General features: G+C 46.2%; 19 protein-coding genes and 1 pseudogene. 16 read left to right on the top strand and 4 right to left on the bottom strand.

Translation table 11 applies throughout. The features are described 5' to 3' along the window. The first annotated feature begins 4 nt into the window (after nt 1–4). The 8 genes from E0698_RS17930 to E0698_RS17895 all read left to right on the top strand — a co-directional run bounded on the left by E0698_RS17930 (nt 5) and on the right by E0698_RS17895 (nt 8,240). The gene (locus E0698_RS17930; protein WP_134909834.1) at nt 5–1,270 is read left to right on the top strand and encodes a TRAFAC clade GTPase domain-containing protein; all 1,266 of its coding nucleotides are present in this window, start codon (nt 5–7) and stop codon (nt 1,268–1,270) included. Next, nucleotides 1,267–4,290 (top strand): GAP1-N2 domain-containing protein, encoded by a 3,024-nt coding sequence (locus tag E0698_RS17925; RefSeq protein ID WP_192512431.1) that lies wholly within the window; start codon nt 1,267–1,269, stop codon nt 4,288–4,290. Before E0698_RS17930 ends, E0698_RS17925 begins: the two co-directional genes overlap by 4 nt. Before the next feature lie 230 nt (nt 4,291–4,520). Continuing rightward, complete coding sequence (locus E0698_RS17920; RefSeq protein ID WP_134909830.1) at nt 4,521–4,988, top strand: MarR family winged helix-turn-helix transcriptional regulator; 468 nt, start codon at nt 4,521–4,523, stop codon at nt 4,986–4,988. 174 nt (nt 4,989–5,162) lie between these two features. Further along, nucleotides 5,163–6,545: an MFS transporter gene (locus E0698_RS17915; protein ID WP_192512430.1), complete on the top strand. Its 1,383-nt coding sequence runs from the start codon at nt 5,163–5,165 to the stop codon at nt 6,543–6,545. A gap of 80 nt (nt 6,546–6,625) precedes the next feature. Next, on the top strand, nt 6,626–7,195 hold the full coding sequence (locus E0698_RS17910; protein ID WP_134909826.1) for a hypothetical protein: 570 nt from the start codon (nt 6,626–6,628) through the stop codon (nt 7,193–7,195). 68 nt (nt 7,196–7,263) lie between these two features. Then, entirely contained in the window at nt 7,264–7,413 is a 150-nt protein-coding gene (gene rpmG, locus E0698_RS17905; protein WP_007430271.1) for a 50S ribosomal protein L33, read from the top strand. Between the two features lie 93 nt (nt 7,414–7,506). After that, the gene (locus E0698_RS17900; RefSeq protein ID WP_192512429.1) at nt 7,507–7,980 is read left to right on the top strand and encodes a hypothetical protein; all 474 of its coding nucleotides are present in this window, start codon (nt 7,507–7,509) and stop codon (nt 7,978–7,980) included. 17 nt (nt 7,981–7,997) lie between these two features. After that, the gene (locus tag E0698_RS17895; RefSeq protein WP_014281334.1) at nt 7,998–8,240 is read left to right on the top strand and encodes a type B 50S ribosomal protein L31; all 243 of its coding nucleotides are present in this window, start codon (nt 7,998–8,000) and stop codon (nt 8,238–8,240) included. A gap of 112 nt (nt 8,241–8,352) precedes the next feature. Here the strand turns inward: E0698_RS17895 and E0698_RS17890 are convergent, their stop codons facing one another. From E0698_RS17890 to E0698_RS17880, 3 genes are read right to left on the bottom strand one after another with little or no spacing between them, the layout of a single operon-like run. Then, nucleotides 8,353–9,462 carry a CobW family GTP-binding protein gene (locus tag E0698_RS17890; protein WP_192512428.1) on the bottom strand — a complete coding sequence of 370 codons (1,110 nt, stop codon included), beginning with the start codon at nt 9,460–9,462 and terminating at the stop codon, nt 8,353–8,355. 18 nt (nt 9,463–9,480) lie between these two features. Further along, entirely contained in the window at nt 9,481–10,458 is a 978-nt protein-coding gene (locus tag E0698_RS17885) for a TIGR03943 family putative permease subunit (protein WP_192512427.1), read from the bottom strand. Between the two features lie 8 nt (nt 10,459–10,466). After that, nucleotides 10,467–11,468: a permease gene (locus tag E0698_RS17880; protein ID WP_192512426.1), complete on the bottom strand. Its 1,002-nt coding sequence runs from the start codon at nt 11,466–11,468 to the stop codon at nt 10,467–10,469. 257 nt (nt 11,469–11,725) lie between these two features. Here E0698_RS17880 and E0698_RS17875 point away from each other — a divergent pair, with 257 nt between their 5' ends. From E0698_RS17875 to E0698_RS17855, 5 genes and pseudogenes are all read left to right on the top strand, one after another. Further along, nucleotides 11,726–12,802, top strand: coding sequence for a CobW family GTP-binding protein (locus tag E0698_RS17875; RefSeq protein WP_192512425.1), 1,077 nt, complete (start codon nt 11,726–11,728; stop codon nt 12,800–12,802). A gap of 82 nt (nt 12,803–12,884) precedes the next feature. Beyond that, nucleotides 12,885–13,169: pseudogene (locus tag E0698_RS17870) on the top strand (ABC transporter substrate-binding protein); the annotation flags it as partial. A gap of 216 nt (nt 13,170–13,385) precedes the next feature. Then, the gene (locus E0698_RS17865) at nt 13,386–14,093 is read left to right on the top strand and encodes a metal ABC transporter ATP-binding protein (RefSeq protein ID WP_134909819.1); all 708 of its coding nucleotides are present in this window, start codon (nt 13,386–13,388) and stop codon (nt 14,091–14,093) included. Continuing rightward, entirely contained in the window at nt 14,039–14,887 is an 849-nt protein-coding gene (locus tag E0698_RS17860; protein WP_014281343.1) for a metal ABC transporter permease, read from the top strand. Before E0698_RS17865 ends, E0698_RS17860 begins: the two co-directional genes overlap by 55 nt. A 50-nt stretch (nt 14,888–14,937) precedes the next feature. Beyond that, nucleotides 14,938–15,930: a metal ABC transporter substrate-binding protein gene (locus tag E0698_RS17855; RefSeq protein ID WP_192512424.1), complete on the top strand. Its 993-nt coding sequence runs from the start codon at nt 14,938–14,940 to the stop codon at nt 15,928–15,930. Between the two features lie 941 nt (nt 15,931–16,871). Here E0698_RS17855 and E0698_RS17850 read toward each other — a convergent pair. Further along, on the bottom strand, nt 16,872–17,123 hold the full coding sequence (locus tag E0698_RS17850) for a helix-turn-helix domain-containing protein (RefSeq protein ID WP_025716704.1): 252 nt from the start codon (nt 17,121–17,123) through the stop codon (nt 16,872–16,874). Between the two features lie 213 nt (nt 17,124–17,336). Here E0698_RS17850 and E0698_RS17845 point away from each other — a divergent pair, with 213 nt between their 5' ends. The 3 genes from E0698_RS17845 (at nt 17,337) to E0698_RS17835 (ending at nt 19,142) form a co-directional block, all read left to right on the top strand. Next, a complete protein-coding gene (locus E0698_RS17845; RefSeq protein WP_192512423.1) occupies nt 17,337–17,549 on the top strand; it encodes a hypothetical protein in 213 nt (70 codons plus the stop codon). Between the two features lie 583 nt (nt 17,550–18,132). Further along, the gene (locus tag E0698_RS17840; RefSeq protein ID WP_025683614.1) at nt 18,133–18,495 is read left to right on the top strand and encodes a response regulator; all 363 of its coding nucleotides are present in this window, start codon (nt 18,133–18,135) and stop codon (nt 18,493–18,495) included. 158 nt (nt 18,496–18,653) lie between these two features. Next, nucleotides 18,654–19,142: a hypothetical protein gene (locus E0698_RS17835; RefSeq protein WP_192512422.1), complete on the top strand. Its 489-nt coding sequence runs from the start codon at nt 18,654–18,656 to the stop codon at nt 19,140–19,142. Nucleotides 19,143–19,297: the final 155 nt, after the last annotated feature.

Below are 19,297 nucleotides of genomic sequence, written 5' to 3'. Positions count from 1 at the left end.
ACCGATGAGTTTTCTTAGCAATTTATTCAGAAGAAAGCCACAGGCAGCACCAAGGCCGTTATTTTATGATATTGTGTGCCCTTATTGCTTTAGTAAATTTTCCCCGGAAGAAGTTGTATTCCGCGCTTCCCATCACCGTGAGGATGACGAGGATTATGCTTTGGGCGAGGATGAGCTGCTGAACAAATACCGGGAGCGCTTTGGCTTGGACAGTGTACATGATATGGAAGCCATTCTTCACCCTCTTGATGTTCCTGAGGAACATCGTTTGTACTCGGATCATGTACTGACAGGTCTGACGGATCGTTACGGCGAGCTTACACGTCGCAGATTGTGTCCACATTGCCATAACGAACTGCCAGTGACCGCTGGTAAGGTGCCGAGTAATATTATTTCGATTATTGGAGCTTCGCAGGCGGGCAAATCTGTCTACATGACCTCCCTGATTCATACGTTGCAGCATGTTACGGCTGATCATTTTGATGCGGCTTGCATGCCACTCAATGCGGAGATCAGCCGCAAGTTCCGTACGATGTATGAGGAACCGTTGTTTGAGCGTGGGGATCTGCTGACCTCTACACAGAAGGAAAAGATGCAGGAGCCTTTTATCTTCCAGTTTGTGTTTAAGGATGAGGAAAAACCGCCACTGACGCTGGTGTTTTTTGATGTTGCCGGTGAAGGGATGGTCGATCAGGACTATCTGGGTCTGCACGGGCAGCATATTAAAAATTCGGCGGGTATTCTGTTTATGGTCGATCCGCTGCAAATCCGTTCTATTCGGGAGCGTATCAAGATTAACATCGGCGACAAGCCGGGCGAATGGGTTTCGCAATATGATGAGCCGCGTGACGTCGTACTTACGATGTTCGGTGATTTTATCGCGTATCAGGAAAAGGGGAAAACGGACATTCCAACCGCCGTTGTTCTGACCAAAAGTGACATGCTCACTGCGCTGGCAGATGAAGAAGGCACGTACATCAAGACGAACAGCAATATCTTTAATCCGATGGAGCACCGAAAGTATATGGATTTGGATGAGTTTGCGAACATTGATGGCGAGGTTCGGCGGTTCATTGAAAAGGTGGATAAGCCGTTCAAGGGCACGATGGATGTGTATTTTACAGATACGGCCTATTTTGCGGTTTCCGCCTTGGGCAGCAATCCAGTAGATCAAAAGCTGCAAGGGCTGGTTAGTCCGATCCGTGTGGATGAGCCCTTCATTTGGCTACTCTACAAGCTGAAGTACATTGAGGGGAGAGAATCACAGTGAGTAATTCTACCTCTCATTTGATACAGCAGCAGATGTACACACGGGAACGGCGTGGTATTTTTCGTTCAACGGAAGGCTTCGATACGGTGGCCAATTCCAAGGGGCTGGACACTACCTTTATTAAAAAGGTGCTGCATCCCTTGTGTGTGTATGATGCGCCTGCTGCTTTAACGGCGCGTGGCGAGAAGCAGGAGAGCGTCTACCCGGAAGCCATGCATCTGGTACGGACGGAGTCCGGGGATGTGGTGCTGGGACGCAGTATCTACAAGGCAGCGGATTTTACCGGGTTACGGAGCGCCTTTTTTACGCACAATTATGTGATTCCAGGCGGGCATGGTGAATCTCCGTCTGATTACAAGCAGTGGCTGAACACATCTTTTGTCGATACTTACGATATTGAGCAAGGAACGGAATTGCCGGAATTGGAGCGTCTTCCGGGTGGGAGCGTATTTCCATCTGTTGATCCGTCTGCGGTGCTGTCTCAATTGCAGCTCGGCGAAGAAGTTTTCAAGCAGATTCTATATGCAGTTATGATGTCCGCGACGGGACGTAAAAAGGTATATATAGCATTGAACGTTCCTTCAGAAGCGGTGGCATCTTCAGCCAAGCTGTTGCTGGGTGTGTTGTATACGGCGCTGCCTTATGCATTTCGCAACAGACTCGGATTTCTTACATACGCGAAGGAGCCGCACAGCAGAAAAGGCATTCATTTGATGTTTGTTGAGCCTTTCAGTTTGCGTCCTGGTGATCGGAATGTGGAAAAGGATTTTGTATTTGACCTTACTAACAGTGGCCGGATACTCAATGTGGATGCAGAGCAGGTAAGACAGCCGTATTTTGACTGGATTACCCGTACGTTGCTGAATGGGGGGACGCCGGACGATTTTTTCAAATTTGCCGAGCAGATGCTGACTGGCATGGAGGCGGGGCGTGATCTGACGCTATCCAGCTATCACGAGCTCATTACGCTGTACAGAATAGAGCAGGGAGAGCGGGCGCTATATAACGAACGGCGAATTTCCGTGCTGAGAAGCTTGACTGATTATTTGTCTTCTCCCGATGCGTTGCCACGTAAAATGCTGCTAAATGACTTATTTCTGTCGTTTTTTGATCATGAATTTGATCGGGTGAAGGATGGATATATTCCTGACGTGGGTCTGGTCGACTGCTTTAAGGATTACTATAAAGTTCACGCGCGTAGCAGCGAGAATCGGTTGGTGGAGTATTTGATCCGCTCGCTGAATAACGCCTATACCGCCAGAAATACGGAAGCTGTCACTTTTATTTATCATACAATTGAAGAAAATCCTTCATTGGGCAAGGCGTATTTTACGAAGGTGCTGGGTAATCCGGCGCTCACGAAGATGCTGTTCATTCCCTACATGGACAGTCAGATGAAAAGAACACCGGATGTGAAGGGGTTGCTGGCTGTCGTGCATGAATGGGGCAGTCGATATATTGAAGTATCGGCGAATGCCGATTTTCAGCTTTTGGCTGAGTCCGCATTGATGGGCAGGCTGCGTGCCGAAAGAAAGCCGGTAGAGGCTGTGGCTGCTATTCATCAACGGTTGCAGCAATGGGAAAGTAGCTCTACGGGGGGCCAACTCTCTCCACTGGAGCAATCCGGGTTAACGGAACGCTTGCAGGAAGCGTCGGATCGGTATTTGCTTACCGAAGTGGAGCTAAAGGAAATCTCACCTGATCAGGTCGTACAGATTCCGTTCTTTACCCGTCCTGATTTGGTGCAGTGGGTCGGGAAGCTGCCAGCCCCGCTCAAGGGACAAGCGGTGCGCTTGATTGCGGCTTACGATTGGTTTAGCACGGAGAACCCGGAACCGTCCGTGCTAGACGGTCTGGAGCCGGGCGAAGTGGAGAAGGTGCAGGACTGGGCTTACAGCTGGCTGCCCCAGCAGCTTGCGGAGGGCCATTTTGCCCGCCTGCTGCCCGCCTTCTATCGTTCCGATGGCACGGGCGAAGGAATATTGGATTTTGCTCGACTGGTTAGCTCGATCCGCAAATGGGCGAAGGATAACGATACGATGTACCGTTTTATCCGCTGGTCGGAGGGACATGCCGAATTCGCTACGCCACGAGGCGGTTTTGAACCAGCCTATCGACGTGCGTTGCTTTTGTTCTTCCAGAAGGAAGGACGCGAGGGGCTGCATAAAAAAACGCTGTGGCGTGAATATTTTGAGCCTGCCAAGCCTGTCTTTAAAAATTTCTATCTGACAGCAAAGCGTGAGACGGATACGTCTTTGGCCAAAACGCTTCGTCGCTTTCGCAAGGGTGGGGTGATTTCCGGGATCGTGCTTGTCGTTATTGCAGGCACGCTAGGCGGCCTGAAAGCAGCGGGAGTAATCGGTTCTGATGCCGCCGCGCCTGCGCCTTTCACTACACCCAAGCCAGTGCAACAGCCTGTAGTGAAGCCTACAGTACCCGTAAAGGAAGAGCCTACGGCGATTGTGACTCATGTGCCCAACACCAAGGCGACTACGAAAATGGTCAAGCTGTTGTTCGCTTTTCAAAATTCAACGGAGCAGGCGACGTTTAAGCCTAAAAAGCTCGTCATTGTAGGTGCGGATCAACAGGAGCATTTATACGAAAATTTTACGTTGGTTGAACAGAATGACAAGGAAGCAGCTAGCAAAGCCAACACTGGACAATCTGGTGACACGAAGACCGGCAGTGCGTCTCCAGGAAGTGCGACAACAGGGGGGACCGCTGGCAGTGGTTCAACGGCTGGCGGTGGCAGTACTTCCAGGGGGAACAGCGCTGATCAGGCCGAAACGGTGACAGGAGAATCGGGCGCAGGCACGACATCGGGGACTACTACAGCGGCGAGTGGTACGGCAACCGATGGAACCGGAACGGACGCTGACGCGCCAACCGAGTATGACCTGAAGCAGTATCCTTATCGCACACTGCTGACCATTTGGCAACGGCTGGAGCTAGACGATGCCAGTACAGTAACGGTGGATGGAAAAGAGTACCCGCTGGTTCAAGTGAAAACCGCAGACTAAGCCGTATTCCAATGGTTTCTCATGTACAAGCAATTATACATGAACCAACAAGCAAAGAGACGGGCTTCCCTTACTGGGCTCGTCTTTTTGCTATACATAAGATTTTAAATAAGTTTAACTAGAAAATGTACTTAAAAACGACTAAAGTATTGACACTAGATAGGCGACTGTTTAAAATTAGTTGGAATTCAAACTATCAAAATTCAATGATTATGGAGGTTAGTAACCACATGGGAAGTGAGGTGTATCCCGTTTGTCTTCCCTGGGAGGAAGAGAGCACGATGTATTTAATTAAATGGATTTTTACTACAGTCCGGCGCGAGATTGAGACGGCGTTGCGTCCTTTGGGGCTTACCTCCCCGCAATCGCAGACGCTTTATATACTGGCAATGTCGCCTGGAGTGACCAATACGGATTTGGAAAAGCTGCTGCTTATAGATAAATCAAGCGTCACCAGCCTGGTGAACGGGATCGTTAAGAAAAATTGGGCAGTACGCAAAAGTCACCCGCAAGATGCGCGTATGAAGCAGATTTATTTGACTGAGGAAGGCTTGAAAATTCACAAGGTAGCTGAGCATACGGTTGAGAAGGTTAAAGGCTCGGTAGGCGAAACGTTATCTGTGGGGGAGTTAGAGGCTCTTCGAGGTCTTTTGAAAAAAATACTTCACGATTACCGGCCTGCGAACGCCCGCGTTTGAATGGATATATAGAGAAAATTCCTGTATAAGCTAACTTGAAAAGTGAACATCAAAACGGAGTAGGCGGAATGGTGTTGTACAAGCAAAGCGGTAGCGATGGGAAGCATCATCCGACTGAGAGTGGCTATAGAAAACTCTGCAGCATAGATAGTTTTTCAGGAGAGGGAGAGACCAATGATAAAAGAACAAACTTATCCCAATGCGGATAAGCTTATGCGTGTGTTGGCCTTCACACTTGTTTTTTCAGTAATGAACGCCTTTATGTTTAATGTAGTCATGCCTGTGATTCGCGAGGAGTTTCATATTAGTGCTTCCGATGTGAGTTGGCTGTTAACCGGTTATATGATTGTGTATGCGGTTGGCTCCGTGACCTACGGTAAGTTGGCGGATAAATACCGTCTCAAGGATTTACTGACGTTTGGGATTATCTTTTTTGCACTAGGTTCGCTTATTGGTCTGTTGGCCAATCAATTTTGGATGCTGATTGTAGCCCGTTTGCTTCAGGCCGCAGGGGCTGCTGTCATCCCGGCAACGGCTATGATCGTTCCTGTCCGTTATTTCTCTGCCGAAAAAAGAGGACGCGCCTTGGGCGTTACAGCAATTGGCTTGGCCCTGGGTACGGCACTGGCTCCGATTATATCCGGTTTGATTACAGGCTTTGCAAGCTGGCGCTTTTTGTTCATTATTTCCATGCTGCCGCTTATCGCCTTGCCGTTCTTTCGCAAATATTTGGACGACCAGCGGGGAGAGAATCAGAAATTTGATTTTCTGGGTGGATTGCTGCTGGGCGGAACGGTAGCCTTCTTGTTGCTTTCCATTTCGCAAAGCAGTATTATATTTTTTCTGGTCGGTATTGTGCTGTTTGCTCTGTTTATATGGCGGATCACTACCGCTAAAGATCCATTCATTCAGCCCAAGCTGTTCCGCAACAAGCAATATTCTTACGGATTGTTTATAGCCTTTTTGGGAGCAGGGGTCAGCTTTGGGCTGCCGTACCTGGCGCCGCAGTTTCTGAACAGTCTCAATCAGCTTGCGCCTGCAACGATTGGATTGATTATGTTTCCTGCTGCCATTGCGTCGGCGTTGCTTGGTAAAAGGGGAGGGCGTTTGGCCGATAGCAAAGGAAATTCATTTCTAGTCTACACAGCAGTTACGCTTATGTTTATCTGCTTTATCAGCTTGTCTACCTTTGTGGGCGCGTCTCCGTATCTCATTTTATTTTTGCTTATTTTCGGAAACGTAGGTCAAACCTTTATGCAGATTGCCATGTCTAACACGATTTCCCGCACCTTGTCGAGGGATCAGATTGGTGTTGGAATGGGATTGCTGTCTCTGCTGAATTTTATTTCCGGTGCAGTGACGACCAGTATTTTGGGTAAAACGCTAGATACCTCGTCTACCTTTCATCTGAATCCTGTCGTAACCAACGTGCAGGTGTTCAATTTTAGCAATATATTTACGGTTCTTGCGCTGATTGCGCTCGCAACCATGGGACTTTACGCTTTGCAGTTTCGCCGGGGCCCACGCCGCAATACGACTGCTGCCCAGCAAGGATAAACATTTTATGCAAACTCATGCCAAAACAAGGGTATAATATAGAAGGAAAAGTTCATCTACGGAAGGATGGAGTGTCCGGCATGACAAGAAACCTTCAATATGTACCCTATGGCTATGAGCCTCCAGTCGAGACGCATAAAGGAACTATGATCTATTATGATACGTTTGAGCAGATTACAGCCAGGGAACTGGAGCTTTTTGCTGAAACAGGAGCTGCGTTATCCTTTAAAAAACTGGTACTATACCCGTTACATGAGGAAACAGTCAGAAGAATGTGGAAGCAGCCGGTTCGCTCGTATTACAAGCGGGTGGACGACCTTGGGGAGTGGCAGCGGGAACAGGCTTTGAGTGCTGTCGTAATTGAGAGCTGGGAAGGTAAACGCAAAAAGTATACGCCGATTGAAGCAGCAATCCGTTTTCTGGCGGAAAAATATACTCCCCCGCTTTTTCTGTATATAAGTCCTGAAACTGCTAATTTGTGCGCATCCTATGCCTCGTTCGATGAATGGATCAGAAACGTCAGATTGGTACTTTCGACTGAACCATTAGAACTTCATCCGAAGCTGGCACAGTACCGTAATCGCTGGAATACTGTAGAAGAAGCGATAAACCGTCAGTCAAAGGTTGACAAAGAGCACCATGAATTATAGAATAGAACTAATCGTAAAAATTACTATTGTAATTGTATACCATGTATTCCATTTAAGGAGGAAGAGAAATGCGCGTAATTGTTACCTTGGCATGCACCGAATCTGGTGACCGCAACTATACAACAACCAAGAACAAAAGAAATCATCCGGAGCGTCTTGAAATGAAAAAATACTCTCCGCGTCTGAAAAAGTACACGATCCATCGTGAAACTAGATAATTTGGGGCTTGCTACATAGCAACCTGAATTGTTTTGCATCCTGAACGGAGCCTGAATTCTACTGATACAGGGCTTCATGAAAGGAGCCATGGCATGGTCTCTCCACTTCATGATGAAGAAATCGTGTTAAGTTTGCAAAAGCCTGCGTTATGGAACCGGCGAAAACTTGAATTAGTCCAGTGGATAGAGCGTCCAAAGATAAAGCTTGCACCTAAGCAAACGGCCTTTTTTCATAGCTGTACGATAGATGCCGAGCTGCATGGTACGCTTTGCCTTTTGAATCGAAAGCACGTGGCTACCGAATTCTCCTGTGCTGGTGTCAGCATTTGGGACGAGCCGGAAGACCATTCACTATATGCTTATATAACGATGAAGGCTGACGAAAGATCGGGGGCGTTCGTGCAATGGGCGATGCGATATATGCGGCATCGTTTGCTTGTCGTTTACGAACCTGAGCGCAATCGTTACGATCTGTCGTCTTTTTTTCTGGGACATAACCGTTCCTTTTGCCAACTGATGGAGTATTGCGCCAGTACGTTTGAGTTTGAACCAATAAAAATGATATGAAAGCTTAGGTGAATAATATGAAAAAAGATCTTCATCCAACATTGAACAAAGTTATCTTTTTGGACCCTAGCTGTGGATTCTCTTTCCTGAGTGCTTCCACTAAGTATTCCCAAGAAACGATGGAATGGGAAGACGGCAACACATACCCGGTTATCCGTGTAGATACCAGCTCCGCTTCCCACCCGTTCTTCACTGGTAAACAAAGAAACGTGGATATCGGTGGACGTGTGGATCGCTTTAACAAAAAATATAACCTTTAAAACAAGACGAGCGTTATATTCACGGATTATACAAATAATTCGTGAACATCGCTTTTTTAAAAAACCTCTTGCATCTGCAGGAGGTTTTTTTGTCTTAATCCAGACCTGTCATTTAAAGCGAAATAAAGCACTGCTCCCATTGGTCGACAATGGATGCTTTGTCGAGCTGCTCCCCAATGAGCGTGACATACCCCTGGCTCACGGGGAGCGCAGTGGGTTGCCACTCCAGGTGACTGCCTGAATATTGCAAAAGCATCGTACCTTCGTGCGGAAGCACGCAATAGCCTTTTGCCCGAAGCAGCGAGGAACCAAGCCCGGTCAGGAAACTTTCCAATCGTTCCTTTTCCAGCGGCTGTGGAGAATATTGATGCAGCGTTAAGCTCTCCAGACGGGAAAACGAATGGGGCTGGTTGGCATCGTGGTTATGGCTATGACTGTGCGTAGAAATGACTTTAAATGCCGTACTTCTGGAGATACTGCCAGGTCGTCCGATACTTTTGGAGGAAACAGGGACGGACGCTGCGACTGCATCGGTTCGCTGCGCCTGTGCTGATGTGGGTTGAGTTACCTGTACAGGTTTTGCGGCAACGGATACGGAAGCCAGAACAGGCTCTAGCAGTGGTTCGAGGTCAACCCGGCTATATTCAGCGGTTTGCAGCTTGGCCGTATCGTTGAGCTTGCGGATGCTCTTGACGACCTTCGTCACTTTATGGCTACTTGCGACATCCGTCTTGTTCACCACAATGAAGTCTGCGGTGCGAAGCTGCCCATGCAGGGTTCGAACCAGCTCCTTATCCGCGGTGAAGCGGCTGTTGTATTCGTGAAAAAGCTCAGCGTCCACAACACTGATGCTGTGAACCAGATACAGCCGATCTGCCAGCAGCGGGGAACGAAGCTCTTCCAGCACTTGCTCAGGGTTGGCTACCCCGGTGGTTTCCATGAAGATCAGATCCGGCTCCTGACTGAGCAGGGTGTGCAGAGCGCCTGCCAGCTCATTTCTTTTGCTGCAACAAATGCAGCCCTCCAGCAGTCCTTCCACCGATACGTCAGGCATTTCCTCAGAAATAATGGCGCCGTCTACATCGTGTTCACCCATTTCGTTCATTAATACAGCGGGACGGAGCGGAATTCGCCGGGTATGGGCTAACAGGCGCAGAAGCAGTGTCGTTTTGCCGCTTCCAAGAAAACCACTGATTAAAATCACAGGAACCTTGTTCATCATTCTTCCTCCTTAATAAGTTTAGTGTGCTGCATTCAAGCGATCAAAGGTGGCTACCGAGTCGGCCTGAGTATAAACATAGGGGGATTCCGGCTGTGCCACAGCGGTTATTTTCTCGGATCGAATTTCGAGCACGGGTACATTGCCTTTTTGTGTGGCATGTAATGTTCCTTCAATAGTCACCCACGTATCCTTGTCAAAGGACGGTGCCTTCTTTGATTGGACGATGATCCCGAAAGGCATGGCATCGGCAGTACAGCACATAACGAGGAACCTTCCCACCGCAAACAGACCATTGCCCGGCAAGCTGCCGTCTTTATAGACAAAGCCTGTCACCTGCACTTTTTTTCCTTCAAAAGCGTGCTTATACAATTCGATGGCTCCAATGGTTTCGGAAAAAATCTCCGGTTTGATCTGTATGGTCGGCTGCTGGTACAGACGTTTCGCCAGCTCGGCAAATTCTACGTTGTATTTATCAGGTGGAACGAACAGCTTATCCAGCGTTTCCTGACTCCATTTTCCCCCTGGAGGGAGTGAAGCTGGAGTAGAAGATCCAGTTGGTAACATGGAAACTTCCGGTGCTTTTGTGGTCTGTATATCTGTTTTGCGCCGGATATCCGGGTTGGGATACGTGAAGGACATGCCTTTTTTGGCCGCCATATCACTGCCGAGCGCCTGATTGGGCAGCAGAGAACCGAATAGTAGCGGAATAAGAAGCATTCCGTATACAAGTGTTTTTTTGACCCAGCTTTGTGGCAACGGATGCTCACAATCACATAAATCCTCGCCTTCCTGCTCCCCGGCTATGCCGTGCCACGCCATAGCCAAGGCGATAAACAGCAGGGGTACGGGGCAGAGCAGGAGCAGCTTTTGCATTTGTGGAGCCAAGTAGTAATGAAGGGAATTCGATTGACTCAATGTGATGATATACACAGCCAATCCAATCATGAGCAAGGAGCGCATGCCATACTGCCAGCGGATGCTAAAGGTTGAATTCACGTTCGTAATCACCTCCCCAACAACCATTCAGCAGCTATAGAGCCCACCAGGACAAGCGAAACAATGAGCAAGCACAGGACGGCGACAAATTTGGTGCGGAAGGTGCTTAGCAGCATGAGCGTGCCTTTGAAATCCAGCATCGGGCCGAGTACAAGAAAGGATGCCAGCGGACCCAGTGTAAAGGTATGCGAAAAAGCAGTAGCGACGAAGGCATCGGAGGTGGAGCATAGCGACAGGACGTAGGCAAAGCCCATCATAAAGGCGTACGAGCCAGCCGCTCCACCGCTTAACGAAAGCATTTCATCACGCGGGATAAAGGTCTGGATGCAGGCTGTCAGCAACGCACCGATAATGAGATATTTACTCATGTCCAAAAACTCGTCGCCAGCATGTACAAAAAAGCCCCGCCATGTGCGATTATGCCGATGAGTCTGGTTGTTCTGCTTCTGCTGGTTAAAAGAGAGCAATGACCGTTTGAGCGGGTGCACACGCACAAAGGCATACACGATCAGCCCGATGATCGCAGAAACGACAAAGGCCAGCCCCATTCGAACGGCAGTGATCTCGGGATGGGAAGGAAACGCCATCATCGTCGCAGCCAGCACCACGGGATTGAGAATCGGCCCGCTTAAAATAAAGGTGATGCCCATATAGGCAGGCATTCCCTTGAGCATCAATTGGCGAACGACAGGGATCATACCGCATTCACAGATGGGAAACAGCAGACCCAGCAAGGAGGCCAGCAGAACACCTGGCACAGGATGCACAGGCGCTATTTTGCGAATCCATGTTTCCGGTACGAGCCATTGCAAAAGGGATGAAACGAGCACACCGATAAGGAGAAACGGGACGGCTTCCAGAAAAATACCCATAAATACCGTTTTTAACGGCTGTAGCTGACTCATATCTAACGAACGAAGCCACCGGGGAGATAGCGTAACAAGCACAGGGATGAGAAAGGCAAACGGAATCATAAAAGGCAGCATCTTCAACAGCGTACTGTTTTTCATTCTACGTCTCCTTGGGAATAAGGGTTCTTGTCTACATCCTATGCCGGCAATGGGACAAACATGCCCGCTGGTAGCGTCTGGAGTACTCCTTTATGGACAAGTTCAAGCGTGGTCATCTATATAATTGTGTTCTTTAATTGGACAATGTGCCTGTATTAATTCGTAAATATTACGATTAAACTTCAACAAACGATTGCAAGAAGGAAATTTTTACGGTACGATCCTTATTAAAACGTTGTAAAAACAAGGAGGATTTTATGATACCGATTGTTGTTTTATCCGGATTTCTGGGCAGCGGTAAAACAACTCTTCTTCAGCAGGCGCTGGCTTACTATAAAGGGCAGGGACTCAAGCCGGCTATTTTGATGAATGAGTTGGGCGATGTTAATTTGGACGGCAGTCTTGTGAACGGCCAGGCTCCCATGAAGGAAATGCTTAGTGGCTGCATATGCTGTACCATTCGCGGAGATTTGGGCGTGGAGCTGATGAATCTTGCTGAGGAATATAAGCCGGACGTGATTATCGTTGAATGTACCGGAGTGGCTAATCCGATGGAAATTGTAGATGCGGTGACAGATGCCTCCATCTACTCCTCAATGATTTTACAATCCGTTATTACGGTGGTGGATGCGCGTCAATTTCTGGATTTTGCCTCAGGTCACGAGAGAAACAAGTCACATCGCCTGATGCAGGATCAGCTTCGATGCGCTTCCAAGCTGATTATTAACAAAATTGATTTATTGGCTACGGGCGAGCTACAGGAGGTACAGGCACTCGTAAAAGAATTAAATCCATACGCGCTGACGGTGAGCACGCAACGAAGCGACGTGGACGCGGGTACTTTTTTCTCCATTCAAGGAGAGGAACGTATGGACGTTTCGGGGCAAAAGGAGTCCATAGCCGATAGCGGGAATGATCACCATCATTCGGAAAATCATCTACACGCTCATGATCATGGAGACCATCACCATCATGACCACCAGCACCATGAGCATGACCACGAACACGAACATGGGGAGCATTATCATTCCTACGACCATGTAGTCGTTCACACGCATTTCTTTGGACAACCTGTGCCACGCTCCGAGTTTGAACAGTTGTTCCGCAGTTTGCCTGCTGAAATTTACCGAGCCAAAGGAATTGTGCGTTTTCTGGAATCAGAGGGTCAGATGATGTTCCAGTTTGCCTACCGGGAGCTGGAAATCATTCCGATTCGCCCGCAAAAGCCGGTGAATGATGTAGCCGTCGTCATGGGCGAAAATTTCTCTGCTTCCGAGATTGAAGAACGGTTGAGAAAGCTGGAAGCGGCCGAAAAGCCATTGACTGGTTTATGACCCCAGGAACTAGCGACATTTATCCGTCAAAACATAATTCTCGCGCTAACGTAGCTGGAAAGCCTGCTTTCGGTACTGTAGAAAAGGCCAAAATATTTTTGATGACATTGACAAAAGCTTTGCCGAGGTAAGCTGGGAAGAAGTCGTGAAGCGCAATCCTGACGTCATTGTGATTCTGAATTATGGAGATACCTCGCTGGCGGATAAAGAAAAGCTTCTGCTAAGCAAGCCCGCGCTGGCTGGTGTGGAAGCGATCAAAAACAAACGATTTGTAGTGCTGCCTTTGTCCGCAGCGGCTGAAGGGGTACGTGCGCCGATTGCGCTGAAAACCTTGGCTTCCGGCCTATACCCGGACGAAGTAAAGTAAACGAACAAAAGACTTGCAAAACATTGACGAACCTTTCCTAAACTGTTAAACTTGCTAATGCGTAAAGGTTACGTTTATCAAACGCTTGTTTTTTTATTATCAAATCGTAATAATTACGGTAGATGGTTTCATGAGAATAAACGACCTGGAGAATCTGCGCGGAGGTAAATCGTTCAGATGGCTCCAGGCTTTTTAAAGGAAAGGGAGATTTGCGTCATGTTATTAGCCTCACTGGAACAAGTTACATTTGGCTACGGGGACGTTCCTAATCTGGTGGATGCCGATGTTGAAATTTTTTCTGGCGAATTTGTGGCCATTACCGGGCCGAATGGGGCTTCCAAATCGACAATGCTCAAGTTGTTGCTCGGTTTGCTTCAACCTTGGAAGGGCAAGGTGTTTATGTCCGACCGTACAGGTGAGGGTAAGAAGCTTGTTGTCGGATTCGTATCGCAGCAAATTGCTGCTTTTAATGGTGGATTTCCAAGTACCATTCTGGAGTTTGTCCGTTCCGGAAGATACACTCATGGCTCGTGGTTGCGCCGTATGCGGCCCGAGGATCATGATCTGACAGAGCAGGCGCTTCGTCAGGTAGGTATGTGGGATTTGCGTCATCGTAAAATCGGCGAGCTGTCCGGTGGACAGAAGCAGCGCATTTGTGTGGCACGAGCGCTTGCTCAGGAATCGGATTTGCTCATTTTGGATGAGCCCACGACCGGGATGGATCAGGAAAGCCGCCATCACTTCTACGATCTGATGAATCAGCAGGTTAAGGAATATGGAAGAACTGTAGTCATGGTTACCCATGGATTATCGGAAGTGCAACATTATCTGGATCGTATTATTGAGCTTGAGAGGAAGGAAGATGGCGGATGGAAATGCTGCACTACGACTTCATGCAGCGGGCATTTTGTGCCGGTGGGGTAATTGCACTGCTGGCCTCGGTGCTTGGAGTGTACCTGATGCTGCGGCGTCAGGCTCTGATGGCGGACATGCTATCGCATGTATCGCTGGCAGGGGTGGCAGCGGGTGCCTATCTGGGCATTAATCCGACGATAACTGGTTTTATCGTAGCTATAATCGGAGCGATTATCGTTGAATACGTCCGCAGGTCTTATAAAACGTACAGTGAGATTTCCGTGGCCATTATTATGGTAGGCGGCCTGTCGACGGCTGTTATATTAATGAACCTGAATCAGAGTATTAATAAAGGATTTTCCGCTTATTTGTTCGGTTCAGTGGTGGCGGTTAATCAGACAGAGCTGATGTTGATGATCGCAGTGGCTGTGATCGGGGGTATTTTCTTTTTCGTATTCCGGCGTCCTTTGTATCAGATTACCTTTGATGAAGAAACAGCGAAGACAAACGGCCTTCCTGTCAAATCCATTTCATTTGCGTTTAGCATTTTGACAGGGATGATTGTAGCCGCTGCAATGCCGATTGTCGGTGTGTTGCTTGTCTCCTCACTGATTGTGTTACCGGCTGCATTGGCGATTCGAATTGCACCGAGCTTTGCCGCAGCCATCTGGATATCTATGGTGACCGCATTGATCGGGGTATTTTCGGGTTTAACTGCATCGTATGAACTGAGTACACCCCCGGGGGGGACGATTGCCATGGTGCTGTTATTATTCCTGATCGTGGGAATCGGTATTCAAAAGCTGGTCCGCAAGTTGGGTAAGCAGCAGGCTTCCCGGCAGAAGAATGCAGCACGCCAGTGAATGAAACAGTTCGTATTCTGAAAAACCAAACAAATAAAGGAGCTATGAACATGAATACATGGTTCAAAAAATCATTCGTATTGTCTGCGGGGCTGGTACTTATTTTGTCCGGCTGCGGAGCCAAATCTGATAATACAGCTACCAACACTCCCCAAACCGAGCCGAATCAGGCACAAACGACGGACAGCGGCAAAAAGCTGAAAGTGGTTACCACTTTTTATCCAATGTATGAGTTTACAAAGCAGGTCGCTGGAGATCATGCTGATGTAACTGCGCTGATTCCTGCTGGTGCTGAGCCGCATGACTGGGAGCCAAGCGCCAAAGATATGGCACAGGTGAAGGATGCCGACGTTTTTGTATATAACGGTATCGTCGAAGGCTGGGCAGAGCAGGCTTTGAGCAGTGCGTCTAACGACAAGCGTGTTGTGGTTGAAGCAAGCAAAGGGCTGAACCTGATGGAAGGTACTGAGGAGGAAGAAGGAGAAGTACACGCTGAGGAAGGTCATAGTCACGATCATGTGCTGGACCCTCACGTATGGCTTGATCCGGTATTGGCCCAAAAGGAAGTAGAGTCCATTGAAGCAGGGCTGGTAAAAGCCGATCCCGCAAACAAAGCTGATTATGAGAAAAATGCTGATGCTTACATCGCCAAGCTGAAAGAGCTGGATACCGAGTTCAAAACAGGTCTGAAAGATGTAAAACGTAAAGACTTTATTACGCAGCATGCTGCTTTTGGTTATTTGGCTAAGCAATATGGTCTGACCCAAGTACCAATTGCTGGATTATCTCCGGAGCAAGAGCCTACACCGGACAAGCTGGCGGGTATTATCAAATTTGCTAAAGAAAATAATGTTAAAACGATTTTCTTTGAAACCCTTGTTGATCCGAAGGTCGCTGAGACCGTAGCTACTGAAATCGGTGCAAAAATCGATGTACTGAATCCGCTCGAAGGACTGACGGATGAAGACAAGCAGAAGAATCTCGACTATCTTGGCGTTATGAAAAACAACATGGAGGCTTTGAAAAAGGCTCTGAATGAATAAGACTGTAAACTGACATTGGAACGACTCCGGTGTCAGTTTTTTATGTCTATATAAGCTGAACTCAAAAGTTACCTATCGTGCCACTGCGCATCTGGATGGTGCTTCCCATCGCCACCGCCCCCGGATTTCTTGAATAAAGCCTATAATGAGGATAGAAATCCGGGGACAAAAGCGACCTCTTCGCTTGTACAGCACCATAAAGAAAGGACTACCACAATTTAATCGGGGAATTAACTGCACGTCTGTATTTTCTTTCTACAAGCTTATTCCGACTTGAACTTTGAGTAGGAGTAAGTTTTTTGTGCCAAAATCACCAGTCAGATAATGTTTGACGATCAGAGCCTTAGACAGAATTTGAAATTGAAAAGTTAGGTTTTTTTGTGAATATAATGTATGATGTAACGAGCAAAGGCGCACGGCATGGAGGTCGATATGATAAATATCATCGAAACCATGTCGTACTTTTTAGAGCAATTAACAATTGTTCTGAAGTATGTAGAGCCAGTGGTAAAACTGCTGTCCGTAACCCTCTCCATAATTAGCCTGATACAGACATATAGAAAAAAAAGAAAATAACCGCGCTCTTGGTAGGTGAGCGGTTATTTTCGCGAAAATCTTAAAGAAGCCGTGGCGCCTTTGCGACATTTCGGTTTCTTTTTTTTGTTAATTTTATTCTACACTTGTCAGTCGTGTTTTACAACTTTATGATTATATTTGTTTATAAGAAAGCTTGTATAAAGTTGCTTTTAGGGGATAATTTGCACATCAAGAGGTCAGGAATATACTTAAAAAAGGTATTCTCTCGTTAAAAAAAGCTGATTTCATGCGAAAACTTTATTGAAATATGGATTTAGCTATAAAAAAGCTACAATATAATTATATTTACTTATTACTGTAAGTTTTATCTCTATATGCAGAGCATAAAAAACGATCTATCTCCATTAGACAGGAGAGTGATCGTTTTTTTCGTTGCGTGGGATATACTCCAGAACATCGCTCAGGTTATGTCTCTGACCTGTAAGATCTTCTAATGTATCGAGAATATGGCTTAATGTTTCCAGATCTAAGCGTTTGGTCTTACCATCGCACATATCGTAAATTAAGTTCGGTCGAACTTTTGCTTCGCGTGCCAAGGCATTTTTTGTGATTCCTGCTTTGCCCAATGTTTCTTCTAACTTTATGTTTATCGCCAAAGATCATCACCTCTTATCAATTATTTTACCCTGTTAGTAAGCATTATGAAATAATCATTTGACGATAAACGTTTAAGAGTGTATATTTATTATTGATTTATCGTTTAGTGATAAATATTAAACGATAATACTTGCGAGAAATCTCTTTTACACAAAAGGAATTGATAAATTATTTCTGGTCAATAAATTTTTTTTAGAAAAGAGGAAAAGAACATGTCAAACATTGCTGTGCTGGAGAAGATTGTGATTGTTCATGTATGGGAAGAGGAAGAACTTGATTATGAAACGAGTGAGGCTTATCTTATAAAGCCAGGCTATGCTATGTATGTTCTAACTGGCGCTGTTCATTTGGCAAGAGTGGAGAAAATTTATCAAACGGGTTTGCATCGTTTTTACGTGGAGGATCGTAGCACTGCATCTATTTAATTGGCATCTTATGTAAAAGGAGACATATCTGTAAAGATACAAGAAATTGTTATGAAGCTATTAAGTAAAAATGCATTAGATTGGCTCACTTGTGATGTAATGCATGGTATGACAGGAGGCTTTGAATTTGAAACATTATAATATAGGTTACATATTCTAAAGCCAAGAATCCTAAAGAAGTAGAAAGAGTTAATCAAAACGGGTTCGTAAATTCCCATGAAAACAGAGTAGGCGGAATGGTGCTGTACAAGTGAAGCACCATCCGTCTGCGGAATGGTACGATAGGTAACTTTTAAGTCCTGCATATATAGTGCAAAGGTTCCAGTGGATACCTAGTACTTTATGATCTTCACCCTACAGGAATAATTTACGTCATTATGAAAACCTGTTTTGAAAACTAATTCAATAGTATCTAGTTTGAAATTCCGTTTGTAATCCAATGGTAGCGTTTTTATTTTTACAGATTTTTTCTATTAACTTCAGTTATTATTTCACCGATATTGAAACTTGGATATGCATTTTGTTCAGCAGTCAGCATCTGAATGAAGAAGTACGATATATAAAACGACAGGAGAGATTAACCTTGGCAACAATTATAGTCGTCGACGATTCTTTATTTATGCGATCTGTACTTAAGGATATTTTTTTGGATTTGGGTCACTCTGTTATTGCGGAGGCGGAAAATGGGTATGATGCTGTTTTGAAATACTCGAACCTTCGTCCCGATCTAATCACCATGGATATCAATATGCCCAAGATGGATGGACTTGAGGCTGTTGAAAAGATTATAGGGCTTGATCCCGAGGCTAAAATTTTAATGTGCTCTGCTTTGGGTCAGCAAGAAGCGATTATCAAAGCATTTCAGGCAGGTGCAAAGGATTTTATTGTTAAACCATTTCAAATGGAGAGAGTTGTGAATGCAATCACAAAAATATTTGGTAGTTGATTAATCGGGTTAACCGTACCCATTCATGATGATGGCTGCAATCCATAAGTTGAACAAAAGAGCATTTCTATGACATAGGATTTTAATTTACATAAATATAAAGCATCTTGAAAATGAGTAAGAGGGCTGTGATTTAAATGAATGTGGAGATGAATAGGATGAGCAATCGGGTTTTATCTCAAAAAGTATTTATCGATGAACTGATCACTACGATTAAGAAAGGAGGGCTTGTCCCTGTAAGCTATGAACAACTCATTAGCGAGCAACGAGAAAGAATAGATGCTCTTAACAGTGAACTTACCGCGCGTATAGAGGGGATGGAAAAGGATTTAATTCCTAATGCGACACACTCTATTCCCTTTTCCAATGGTGAAATTATTTTTCTTGCTCGTTATATTGTACTCATCGGGGACAACACCGAGGGTTACTTTGTTTTTTACAGAGCTGAAGAATGTGAAAGTCCGGAAGAGTATCATTTTATAACAAGCTCTTACCAGCTTCCGCATTTGTTGCCTGAATTATCTCTTATGTTAAAAGAACATAGCGTTAACGAGCCTGTTGATATCCTGACTTATTGGAATGGCCCAGCCTATCCGTTGAAAAGTTTGAATAAAGAGGATATCAAGCTGTCCACCTACGAATTTTAATCCCGCACTAGCAGTTTAATTCTGGAGAAGTAAGTAGCCGCTGCCGCATTGCGACAATTAGTTTGTCCTCTTTGCCATTTTCAGTGAGCCTCATTTGGAGGGAAGACATTCTAGTCAATCTACTCGATTGTGGGTCAATGTACCTGTCAATCAGA

This window comes from Paenibacillus sp. 23TSA30-6 (assembly GCF_014858585.1).
Lineage (GTDB): Bacteria > Bacillota > Bacilli > Paenibacillales > Paenibacillaceae > Paenibacillus.
The sequence above is the reverse complement of the archived record's forward strand: the minus strand, read 5'-3'. Positions and strand labels throughout refer to the sequence as shown.

Excerpts from the sequence above, each read along its gene's own strand:
- E0698_RS17930 (WP_134909834.1), top strand. The coding sequence starts at position 5 with ATGAGTTTTCTTAGCAATTTATTCAGAAGAAAGCCACAGGCAGCACCA.
- E0698_RS17920 (WP_134909830.1), top strand. The coding sequence starts at position 4,521 with ATGGGAAGTGAGGTGTATCCCGTTTGTCTTCCCTGGGAGGAAGAGAGC.
- E0698_RS17915 (WP_192512430.1), top strand. The coding sequence starts at position 5,163 with ATGATAAAAGAACAAACTTATCCCAATGCGGATAAGCTTATGCGTGTG.
- E0698_RS17910 (WP_134909826.1), top strand. The coding sequence starts at position 6,626 with ATGACAAGAAACCTTCAATATGTACCCTATGGCTATGAGCCTCCAGTC.
- rpmG (WP_007430271.1), top strand. The coding sequence starts at position 7,264 with ATGCGCGTAATTGTTACCTTGGCATGCACCGAATCTGGTGACCGCAAC.
- E0698_RS17900 (WP_192512429.1), top strand. The coding sequence starts at position 7,507 with ATGGTCTCTCCACTTCATGATGAAGAAATCGTGTTAAGTTTGCAAAAG.
- E0698_RS17895 (WP_014281334.1), top strand. The coding sequence starts at position 7,998 with ATGAAAAAAGATCTTCATCCAACATTGAACAAAGTTATCTTTTTGGAC.
- E0698_RS17890 (WP_192512428.1), bottom strand. The coding sequence starts at position 9,462 with ATGATGAACAAGGTTCCTGTGATTTTAATCAGTGGTTTTCTTGGAAGC.
- E0698_RS17880 (WP_192512426.1), bottom strand. The coding sequence starts at position 11,468 with ATGAAAAACAGTACGCTGTTGAAGATGCTGCCTTTTATGATTCCGTTT.
- E0698_RS17875 (WP_192512425.1), top strand. The coding sequence starts at position 11,726 with ATGATACCGATTGTTGTTTTATCCGGATTTCTGGGCAGCGGTAAAACA.
- E0698_RS17865 (WP_134909819.1), top strand. The coding sequence starts at position 13,386 with ATGTTATTAGCCTCACTGGAACAAGTTACATTTGGCTACGGGGACGTT.
- E0698_RS17860 (WP_014281343.1), top strand. The coding sequence starts at position 14,039 with ATGGAAATGCTGCACTACGACTTCATGCAGCGGGCATTTTGTGCCGGT.
- E0698_RS17855 (WP_192512424.1), top strand. The coding sequence starts at position 14,938 with ATGAATACATGGTTCAAAAAATCATTCGTATTGTCTGCGGGGCTGGTA.
- E0698_RS17845 (WP_192512423.1), top strand. The coding sequence starts at position 17,337 with ATGTCAAACATTGCTGTGCTGGAGAAGATTGTGATTGTTCATGTATGG.
- E0698_RS17835 (WP_192512422.1), top strand. The coding sequence starts at position 18,654 with ATGAGCAATCGGGTTTTATCTCAAAAAGTATTTATCGATGAACTGATC.